1 pseudogene is annotated in these 563 nt (G+C 70.5%); it reads right to left on the reverse strand.

The features are described from left to right. Window positions 1–61: 61 nt before the first annotated feature. Window positions 62–563 (reverse strand): annotated as a pseudogene (locus tag CCN42_RS40100) (hypothetical protein); the annotation flags it as partial.

Consider the following 563-nt stretch of genomic DNA (forward strand, 5'->3'; position numbering starts at 1 on the left):
CTAGATGTATTGACCTAGAGCCGGAGGCCGGTCGCGACGGGGAGGACAGTCGTACGAGGACTCAGTCGTCGTTTCTGCTGTCCTCGCTCGGCAGGAACCTCTGGCGAGCCCAGAGGCTCAGCAGCGCCGTGCCGCCGACCAGCAGCGGTACCGGGTCCCGGGCGAGCGGAGCGAGTACGTATCCCAGCGCCGTGGCCGTGCAGACCGTCAGGGGAATGAACGCCGCCGCACCCTCCATTCCCCATCGCAGCGCGGGCTGAGCGGTACCCAGGGTGCTCGCCCCGCCGGGCACCCAGGGGCCGACAGCGACCACCAGCAGTCCCGCGGTGGCCCAGGCGTCGGCCGGCTGGCAGGACATCGGCCCCAGGCCGTGCGGGCCGGCCGCCCACAGGCGCAGGGTGTCGCCGATCAGCATGAGGGACAACCCGGCGATCCCGACCCACAAGGTGGCTCTCTGGTCGCTCCGTACGAGACGGCGCAGGACGAGCAGGAAACTGAGGAAGACGACTTCCGCGATCCACAGGACCCCGACCATCCCCGTCCTCAGCCGCCAGCCGTCACCG

This window comes from Streptomyces glaucescens (assembly GCF_002154375.1).
Classification (GTDB): domain Bacteria; phylum Actinomycetota; class Actinomycetes; order Streptomycetales; family Streptomycetaceae; genus Streptomyces; species Streptomyces glaucescens.